Origin of the sequence: Alloyangia mangrovi (assembly GCF_002300555.2) — a bacterium.
Taxonomy (GTDB): domain Bacteria; phylum Pseudomonadota; class Alphaproteobacteria; order Rhodobacterales; family Rhodobacteraceae; genus Salipiger; species Salipiger mangrovi.
The window spans coordinates 88,850-96,908 of sequence record NZ_NTHN02000015.1 but is presented as its reverse complement, the minus strand read 5'-3'; the positions used below and the strand labels follow the sequence as shown (position 1 = coordinate 96,908).

General features: G+C 69.8%; 6 protein-coding genes. 1 reads left to right on the top strand and 5 read right to left on the bottom strand.

Going from position 1 to position 8,059, the window contains the following annotated elements; translation table 11 throughout:
• On the bottom strand, positions 1 to 278 hold a 278-nt coding region (locus CLG85_RS10445), incomplete at its 3' end, for a hypothetical protein (protein ID WP_260348846.1).
• On the bottom strand, positions 275 to 2,056 hold the full coding sequence (locus CLG85_RS10440) for an ABC transporter ATP-binding protein (protein ID WP_260348845.1): 1,782 nt from the start codon (positions 2,054 to 2,056) through the stop codon (positions 275 to 277). The genes CLG85_RS10445 and CLG85_RS10440, both read right to left, overlap by 4 nt.
• Before the next feature lie 517 nt (positions 2,057 to 2,573).
• On the opposite strand from CLG85_RS10440, the gene CLG85_RS10435 reads away from it, so the two are divergent.
• On the top strand, positions 2,574 to 4,166 hold the full coding sequence (locus tag CLG85_RS10435) for a BCCT family transporter (RefSeq protein WP_260348844.1): 1,593 nt from the start codon (positions 2,574 to 2,576) through the stop codon (positions 4,164 to 4,166).
• 43 nt (positions 4,167 to 4,209) lie between these two features.
• Here CLG85_RS10435 and CLG85_RS10430 read toward each other — a convergent pair whose 3' ends face one another.
• From CLG85_RS10430 to CLG85_RS10420, 3 genes are read right to left on the bottom strand one after another with little or no spacing between them, the layout of a single operon-like run.
• On the bottom strand, positions 4,210 to 6,450 hold the full coding sequence (locus CLG85_RS10430; protein WP_260348843.1) for a xanthine dehydrogenase family protein molybdopterin-binding subunit: 2,241 nt from the start codon (positions 6,448 to 6,450) through the stop codon (positions 4,210 to 4,212).
• The gene (locus tag CLG85_RS10425; RefSeq protein WP_095880991.1) at positions 6,443 to 7,468 is read right to left on the bottom strand and encodes an FAD binding domain-containing protein; all 1,026 of its coding nucleotides are present in this window, start codon (positions 7,466 to 7,468) and stop codon (positions 6,443 to 6,445) included. Before CLG85_RS10425 ends, CLG85_RS10430 begins: the two co-directional genes overlap by 8 nt.
• Positions 7,465 to 7,965 (bottom strand): (2Fe-2S)-binding protein, encoded by a 501-nt coding sequence (locus CLG85_RS10420; protein ID WP_095880990.1) that lies wholly within the window; start codon positions 7,963 to 7,965, stop codon positions 7,465 to 7,467. The genes CLG85_RS10425 and CLG85_RS10420 overlap by 4 nt, the downstream gene beginning before the upstream one ends.
• Between the last annotated feature and the right edge of the window lie 94 nt (positions 7,966 to 8,059).

Sequence of the window (8,059 nt, the reverse complement as noted above, 5' to 3'; positions counted from 1 at the left end):
CTCAGTCGCAAGGCGGCGCACCGAGCCCCGGCAGCCCCCCCGGCGCCGCGGCGCAGGTAGCTGACCGGCACGCCCGCCCGCTCCAGCCGCGCCGCATAGGGGGTGTCCACCGGGTCGGACAGCACGAAGACCCGCAGCGCCAGGCGCTCGATCCGCTGCCGTTCGGCGAGGTAGACCAGCAGCTCCTGCGTGCCGCCCCATTCGAGGTTGCCGATGACCTGTGCCACCTGCAGCGGTGTCAGAGATGGACCGGCCCCGAAGGGCGGCGCGGCGCTCATGTGCCGGCCCGGTGGAAGGCGTGGAATTTCGAGTCGCGCCCGGTCAGCTCGTCGTAGCGGCCCTGCTCCAGCACCCGGCCCGCGCCGATCAGGTAAATGAGATCGCAGTTGCGCACCGAGCTGAGCCGATGCGCCACGATCACCACCGTGGTGCGCCCGCGCAGCGCCTGCACGGCAGCGGTCAGCTCGGCCTCGCTGATGGTGTCGAGCGCCGAGGTCGACTCGTCGAGCACCAGCAGCGCCGGGTCGCGGTAGATCGCCCGGGCAATGCCGATGCGCTGGCGCTGGCCGACCGAGAGGCTCTGGCCGCGTTCCCCGAGAGGCGTGTCATAGCCCTGCGGCAGCTCGGCGATCAGCCCGTCCAGCCCGGCGAAACTGCCGGCGCGGCGCAGCGCCTCGGCGGCGTCTGTCCCGGGGGTGAAGCCGAAGCGGATGTTGTCGCCGATGCTGCCCTCGATCATGCAGCTGTCCTGCGGCACATAGGCCACCGAGCGGCGCCAGCGCGCGAGATTCTCGGGGGTGATCCTTGTCCCGTCGACGTAGAGCCCGCCGCTGCCGGGGCGGATCAGACCGGTCAGCATGTCGAGGATGGTGCTCTTGCCCGCGCCGGTGGCCCCGACGAGCCCGACGATGCGCTTCGCCGGCACCCTGAGGTCGAGATCGCGGATGAGCTGGCGCTGCCCGTCCGGGTAGTCGTAGCTGACGCCGCGCAGCTCCAGCGCATCTTCCAGCGGCAGGCCCTCGACCGCCAACGCATCCGACAGGCCCACCCCCTCGACCGCGGCAAGATCGGCATGCAGCTCGTCCACCGCCGGAAGATCGCCGCGCAGCGCCGCCGCCGAAGCGTAGATGCGCTGCAGCGCCGGGAAAAGTCGCGCGGCGGCAAAGGCATAGAGCGCGACGATCGGCAGGGCGCTGCTGCTCTCGCCCTGCTCGGCAAGGGTCCAGATCACGATCAGGATCATCGTGCCGAAGGTCAGCACCTCGAGCACCGACTTGGGGATGTCGCGCAAAAGATCGGCGGTGGTGGTGGCATCGGCGCGGCGCCGGAAGGCCTCTTCGAAGCGCTCGAGGTAGCTGCGCTCCATGCCGTAGAGCTTGACCTCGCGCGAGCCCGAGAGCGCCTCGCCAAGCAGCCGCGCGGTCTCGCGCGTGGCGCCCATGCGCACGTCGCCGACCCGGCGCATCGGCCCGCGCACCGCGGCGAAGATCGCGCCGTAGCCGAGCCCCAGCAGCAGCCCCATGGTCAGCGCGGCGCGCGGTTCGACCACCACCAGCATCACCGCCAGCGACAGCGCGGTGCTGAGCGCGGTGAGCAGCCGCACCGCGTTCATCATCACGCCGTTGACCACCCGCTCGACCTCGGACTGGATGTTGCTGACCAGCTCCGCCGAGTGCCGCCTCAGCCGGGTGTCGAGCGGCGCGCGCATGTAGCGCGAAACCAGCCGCGAGGCGAGGCTCACGCTCTGGCCGCGCACGAAACCCCGCAGGTAGGTGAAGCCCCAGATCCGGAACACAATGGCTGCGGTGAGCATGCCCAGCGAGGCGAGCGCCAGCAGCACCAGGAAGGCGGTTTCCCCCTCGATGCCGAGGGCGTCGCGCAGCGCGCCGTGCACGGGGTTGCCGAGCGCCTTTTGCGGGCTGGCCGCGACCATCAGGAAAGGCGCGATGGAGAGCACCGCCGCCATGTCGGCGAGCCCCATGCCGATGCTCACGGCGAGCACCCGCCAGAGCCGCTGCCGGGCCTGCGTGTCGAGCAGAAAAAGGATGCGAGCCATCGTGCCGCCCAAGACAATCCTCCAGGGGCTTCGCGTCTGAAATACAGTGGCGCGCCGCACGGGGGTCGGGGACCGGCGCGCGATGCGGGAAAATATCTTCTGGAAATCAGCTCTCAGGATCGCCGATCACCCGAGAAGCGCAAGCGTTTCCTGACCCGCCGCCAAAGCCACGCGCACAGAACGGCAAGAACCCGCCGATCTGCCGTCCCGTACCAGAGTCTGCTCCGGGGATGCCCGATGCGCGGACACCTCTCCGGGCCTTGCGCGCCGACGCGCCGGGCGGGACCGGCCGAAAGCCGAATTCAAATAGTCTGACAACAATTCGACCGCAGGCTTGGCGGCATATCTGTCCCGACACGCGCCCCCATCCCGATCTTTCCCCCGCACGGCCCCGCATAGCTCCAGCCACCCCGGTCTCCGGGCGGATCGCCGGATCCTGCCCGCCCCCATGAAGCCCCAAAAAGAGCCCGGTACCCGTCCAGACATCTGCCCCATTCTATCTCGAGGAGAGCCGTCCATGCCCAGCGACACCCCGAGCGCCCAGCTCCAGCTCCGGACGGTGCCCGCCGGCTTCTACCGCGGCTTCAACCCGGCGGTGTCGATCACTGCCAAGGCGCTGATCACCCTGCTCATGCTGCTGATCCTTCTGGCTCCGGCGACGGCCACGCGGGAGTTGCAGGCGCTGAAGGACCTAGTACTGACGCGCTTTGCCGGCTGGTACATCTATCTTCTGGCCGTCTTCGTGCTGTTCAACCTGGTCGTGGTCTGCCTGCCGGTCTCGGGCCGGCTGCGGCTCGGCCCGCCCGGGGCACGCCCCGAGATCGGCACCTTCTCGTGGCTGGCGATGATGTTCTGCGCCGGGATCGGCATCGGCATCCTGGTCTTCTCGGTGAGCGAGCCGGTCTCGGATTTCCTTACCAACCCCGACACGCTGAGCGGCGCGCTTCCGGCGGCGCAGGCCGAGACCCTGCCCTCGGCGATGCGCTTCGTGTTCTTTCACTGGGGGCTCTCGGCCTGGAGCAGCTATGTCATGGTCGGGCTGGCATTGGGGCTGGCCTGCCACCGCAATGGCCACCCGCTGACCATGCGCTCGGGCCTCGAGCCACTGGTGGGCAAGCGGCTCGAGGGGCGGCTCGGAGACATGATCGACGTGCTGGCGATCCTCGCCACGGTCTCCGGCATCGCCACCACCATCGTGCTTGGGCTCGAGCATATCTGCGCGGGGCTGTCGGAGCTGACCGGGGCGGCCTTCTTCGCCGACCAGGCGGGAAACCCGCCGCTGGTGGCGCTGCTGACCGCGCTGGTCCTCGCCATCGCGGCGACCATCGCCTCGATCGTCTCGGGCATGGAGCGCGGGGTGAAATGGACCTCGCATTGCGGCATCGCGCTCGCCTTCCTTGTACTGGCGGTCTTCGTGATCTTCGGAGGCGGTACGCAGGTGGTCCGGGTCTTTGTGGAAAGCGTCCTGCGTTACGTGGCGACCCTGCCGGTGCAGATGGTCACGATCTACGACCCGGTGCAGGACAGCGCCCGGCATGCCTGGCAGGGAGACTGGACGATCTTCTACTGGGCCTGGTGGGTCGCCTTCGCGCCCTTCGTCGGCCTGTTCCTCGTGCGTATCTCCAGGGGACGCACGGTGCGGCAATTCATCCTCGGGGCCATGCTCGGCCCGTCGCTGATGTGCTTTGCCTGGTTCTCGGGCACCGGCGGCTCGGCGCTGCTGATGGAGATCGACGGGCGCGCGGGCGGATCGATCCTGCAAGCCGAGCACGCCTATCGCATCGTCGCCGCCGTGAACGTCATGCTGGGTCCGACCGGCGCCACGCTGATGACCGCCGTGCTGACGCTGCTTTTCCTGGTGCTGATCATGGCTTCCTCGACCGCGGCGATCATCGCCATCAAGTCGATCGGCTCGGCCGGCAGCCCGCAGGGCGAAACCCCGCTGCACTCGATGCTCTGGGCCGTGGCCATCGCCGCGCTGACCGGGGCGATCATCACCGCTGGCGGCATCGGCGCGATCCGCGACGCGATGCTGGTGATGACACTGCCGTTTTCCGTGGTGCTGGCCGGAATGTTCCTGGCGGTGCTGCGCCAGCTCACCCGCGGCTGAGCGCGTTGCGCCCGGCGCGCCGCGAGGACGCGCCGGGAGAGTCTCAGATCAGGCTTTCCGGGTGGATCGGAAAGCGCGCCGGCTGCACCCCGGTTGCATGCCAGACCGCGTTGCCGATGGCGCCGACGGTGCCGGTCACGCCGATCTCGCCCACACCCTTGATGCCGAGCGCGTTCACATAAGGATCGTCCTCGTGCACGGTCAGCGCCTCGATCATCGGCACGTCGGCGTTGACCGGCACGTGGTATCCCGCAAGGTCGGCATTGGTCAGCCGCCCCGTGCGCGCATCGTGAACGGCCTCTTCCTGCAGGGCCATTCCGATGCCCCAGATCATCCCGCCGAGCAGCTGGCTCCGCGCCAGCCGCGGGTTGACGATCCGCCCCGCGGCGAAGGCGCCGATGAGGCGGCTCACCCGCACCTGCCCCAGATCGGGATCGACCAGCACCTCGGCAAAGACCGCCCCGTGCGAGAACATCGCGCGCTCCGGCTCGCCCTCGCGCGCACCCTTGCCCTCGCCCCGGACCAAATCCAGCCCGGCGCGGGCAAGGATATCCTCGTAGGATTCCGAACGCTCGTCGTCATTGCGCCAAAGCCGCCCCGCGCGCGCCGTGACACCCGCGTTGCCCGCCCCGAAAAGCGGCGAGGCCGGATCGGTCGTGGCCAGCTCGGCGAGCTGCCGCACCGCGTCCGCCCCGGCGTTGAAGAGCGCGGTGCCGGCAGTTGCAGTGTGCCCCGAGCCGCCCGCGACCCCCGCGTCGGGCAGGTCCGAATGGCCCGAGCGGAACTCAACCTTGTCGAGATCGATCCCCAGCCCGTCGGCGGCGATCTGCGCCAGCGCGGTCCAGGCGCCCTGCCCCATGTCGGCGGCCGAGGTCTCGATCACCGCGGTGCCGTCGGCGCGCAGAGTGGCATGGGCGGCGGCCTGGAACATCGGACAGGGAAACTGCGCCGTGCCCATGCCCCAACCCTTCAGCAGCCGCCCCTCGCGCAGGCTCCGCGGCTCGGCGGGCCGCCCGGCCCAGCCGAAGAGCCTCGCCGCCTCGGCGTAGCATTCGCGCAGACCCTTCGACGAGAACGGCTGCCCGGTCGAGGGATCACTCTCGGCGTAGTTCTTCAGGCGGAACTCCAGCGGGTCCAGGCCCGCCGACCGCGCCGCGGCATCCATGGCGATCTCGAGCGCCGCCGAGCCCGGTGCCTCGCCCGGCGCGCGCATCGGCCCTGGGGTGCCCACATCCGCCCGCCGCCCATGGTGCGTGGTGCGAAGGTTCGGCGCGGCATAGAGGCTGTGCGAGGCGTTCGACGCGCTTTCGAGAAATTGGTCGAAGCTGGAGGTGAGCGTCACCGTGTCATGCTCCAGCGCCGCGATATTTCCCTCGGCGTCGAGGTCGATCTGCAGCGCCTGACGGGTCGGCGCGCGATGCCCCACGGGCCCGTACATCTGGTCGCGCCGCAGCACCAGCTTCACCGGGCGGCCCAACTCGCGCGCGGCGAGGACCGCCAGGAGCTGCCCGCCGTAGAGGATCGCCTTCGAGCCGAAACCGCCGCCGATGAACGGGCTGCGCAGCAGGATCTGCGACGGATCGATCCCGAGAAAGGCCGCGAAGGTCTGCTTCGACAGTCCTATCGCCTGGTTTGGGGTGTCTATCTCAAGCCGCGCACCGTCCCAACGGGCGGTGATCGCATGGGGCTCGATGGAATTGTGGTACTGCTGCGAGGTCTCGACCGTGGCCTCGACATGATGCGCCGCGCCCGAGCGGGCCGCTTCGACATCGCCCGAGACGTGGGTGGCGGGGCGGCCGAAGACGGTGGTGTCGGTCTCGAAAGGCTCGGCGTCGTCAAGCGTCACCCTGTGCGGCTCCGCCTCGTAGCGCGGAGCGAGCAGCCGCGCGCCCTCGGTGGCGGCCTCCAGCGTCTCGGCCAGCACCAGCGCGATGGGTTGGCCGGCATAGCGCACGCGGTCGTCGGTCAGCGTCTCCATCCGCCAGACGAAGGGGTGGATCTTCTCGTCCGGGCTGATCGCCAGCCGCGGGGCATTCTCCGGCGTGTAGACCTTGACCACGCCCGGGTGCGCCGCGGCGGCGGCGACGTCGAGTTGGGTGACGCGCCCCTTGGCAATGCCGGCGGTGGCGAGCACCGCATGCAGCAGCCCATCCGGGCGGTTGTCGGCGGCATAGGTGGCGGCGCCGGTGACCTTGAGCCTCCCGTCGCGCCGCGTCAGCGCCTGTCCGGCACTGGAGCCAAGGCGGACGTGGCCCTGGCCCTGCAAGTTCATCAGGTCATCCATTGTCATCTCCTGCGAAGACGGAGGCGGGAAGCGCGGGCAAGCGGTCGGGTGTTCCGGCGGCAGCCCGCTCCAATGCTCGGGCGGCAATGCGCTGCGCGAGGACAATTTTCGCGGCATTGTCCCCGGAGGGACGCGCGCCGTCCGTCGCCAGTTCTGAGGCGCGGGCGAAGGTTTCCGCGGTCGCAAGCGCGCCCTTCAGTGCCTCTTCCGCCTTGCGGCAGCGCCACGGACGGGCGGCGACGCCGCCAAGCGCCAGCCGGGCCTCGGTGATCACGCCATCCTCGATCGCCAATGCGGCGGCGGCCGAGACGATGGCAAAGGCAAAGGAGGTCCGCTCGCGCAGCTTCACGTAGCGGCCATGGCGGGCCAGCGGGCCGGGATCGGGAAGGCGGATGTGAGTGATGATCTCGCCCGGCGACAACGACGGCGCTCCCGCCCCTTCGGCGTCGGGCAGCGGGTGAAACTCTTCCATCGCGACCTCTCGCAGACCGCCCGGCCCGGTGATCTCGACCACCGCATCATAGGCGGCCAGCGCCACGCACATGTCCGAGGGGTGCACGGCGATGCAGCCCTCGGTCCAGCCAAGCACCGCGTGGGTCCGCGTCACCCCGCCAAGCGCGCCGCAGCCGCTGCCGGGCTCGCGCCGGTTGCAGGGCGAGAGCGGGTCCTGGAAGTAGCTGCAGCGGGTGGCCTGCATGACGTTGCCGCCCGTGGTCGCCGCATTGCGCAGCTGCGCAGAGGCGCCGGAGAGCAGCGCCTCGGCCAGCGCCGGGTAGCGCGCCAGCACCTGCGGATCGCGGGCGATATCCGCGTTGCGAACCATGGCGCCGATGCGCAGGCCGCCGGCGCTCTCCTCGATCCGGTCCAGCGGCAGATGCGAGATGTCGACCAGCCGGTCCGGCGCGGCAACGCCGATCTTCATCAGGTCGAGAAGGTTGGTGCCCCCGGCGAGAAAGGCTCCCTCCGCCCCGACGGCGGCGCCGAGTGTCTCGGCGCGGGTATACTCGAAGCGGTTCATGCGGATTCCCTTTCCCCGGTCGCCGAGGTCATCTCGCGGGTGGCCTCGAGCACAGCCTCGGTGATCCCGGCGTAGGCGGCGCAGCGGCAGAGGTTGCCACTCATGCCCTCGCGGATGCGCTCGGGGTCGAGCCCGGCCTCGCCCTCGGCGATAAGGCCGACGGCGGACATGATCTGCCCGGGCGTGCAATAGCCGCACTGGAAGCCGTCATGGGCAATGAATGCGGCCTGTACCGGATGCAGCGTCTCGCCCGTCGCAAGCCCCTCGACGGTGGTGATCTCGGCGCCGTCGTAGGAAAGCGCCAGCGCCAGACAGGCATTCATCCGCCGCCCGTCGATCAGCACCGTACAGGCGCCGCACTGGCCGCGGTCGCAACCCTTCTTCGTGCCCGTGAGGCCGATCCGCTCGCGCAGCAGGTCGAGCAATGTGGCGCGCGGATCGTCGAGGGCGATCTGCTGCGGCACTCCGTTGATTGTCAGATTGAGTGTCGGTGTCATCTTTCCCTCTCTTGCCATAAGCTGGTGGGAAGGCCGGGGCATCCGGCCATGGATGATTAAATACGGAGGCTCCCTCCGTTTTCAAGTGGGTTGA

Excerpts from the sequence above, each read along its gene's own strand:
- CLG85_RS10435 (WP_260348844.1), top strand. The coding sequence starts at position 2,574 with ATGCCCAGCGACACCCCGAGCGCCCAGCTCCAGCTCCGGACGGTGCCC.
- CLG85_RS10430 (WP_260348843.1), bottom strand. The coding sequence starts at position 6,450 with ATGGATGACCTGATGAACTTGCAGGGCCAGGGCCACGTCCGCCTTGGC.
- CLG85_RS10425 (WP_095880991.1), bottom strand. The coding sequence starts at position 7,468 with ATGAACCGCTTCGAGTATACCCGCGCCGAGACACTCGGCGCCGCCGTC.
- CLG85_RS10440 (WP_260348845.1), bottom strand. The coding sequence starts at position 2,056 with ATGGCTCGCATCCTTTTTCTGCTCGACACGCAGGCCCGGCAGCGGCTC.
- CLG85_RS10420 (WP_095880990.1), bottom strand. The coding sequence starts at position 7,965 with ATGACACCGACACTCAATCTGACAATCAACGGAGTGCCGCAGCAGATC.